The organism is Vibrio sp. 1288 (assembly GCF_033344475.1).
Window position 1 is genome coordinate 1 of the sequence record NZ_JAWPOX010000537.1, and the last position, 691, is coordinate 691.

At 47.5% G+C, this 691-nt stretch carries 1 protein-coding gene; it reads right to left on the reverse strand.

Annotated elements, in window-relative coordinates:
- Window positions 1–691 (reverse strand): chorismate synthase (gene aroC, locus R8O11_RS27885; RefSeq protein WP_318194955.1); only part of this gene is annotated, 691 nt, incomplete at both ends.

A 691-nucleotide genomic window follows, 5' to 3' on the forward strand; every position in this document is an offset into this window, starting at 1 on the left:
ATATTCGCAACGATGTCTTGACCAGTCGAGATACCACCAAGGATGCCACCAGCATGGTTGCTACCAAAACCTTGCGGAGAAAGTGGGTCACGGTGCTGACTGCCTTTTTGGTTTACGACATCAAAACCATCACCAATTTCAACACCCTTCACCGCGTTGATGCTCATTAGCGCGTGCGCAATGTCTGCATCCAAGCGGTCAAACACTGGTTCACCAAGGCCAACAGGTACGTTGGTTGCAACAACCTGAATTTTCGCACCAATTGAGTCGCCTTCTTTTTTTAGGTCGCGGATCAGTTGATCAAACGCTTCCACTTTGTCTGCATCTGGGCAGAAGAATGCGTTGTTTTCAATTTCGTCCCAGTCGACTTTATCAATAGAAACATCGCCCATTTGTGACAAGTAAGCGCGGATTTCTACGCCAAATTCATCTTTCAGATATTTCTTCGCGATTGCACCTGCAGCCACACGCATCGCAGTTTCACGGGCTGACGAACGGCCGCCGCCACGATAGTCACGAATGCCATATTTTTGGTGGTAAGTGTAATCAGCATGTCCCGGGCGGAACTTATCTTTGATGTCTGAGTAATCTTTTGAACGTTGATCGGTATTTTCGATCAACAGGCCGATTGAAGTGCCTGTGGTTTTGCCTTCAAACACGCCAGAAAGAATTTTAACTTCGTCCGGTTCAC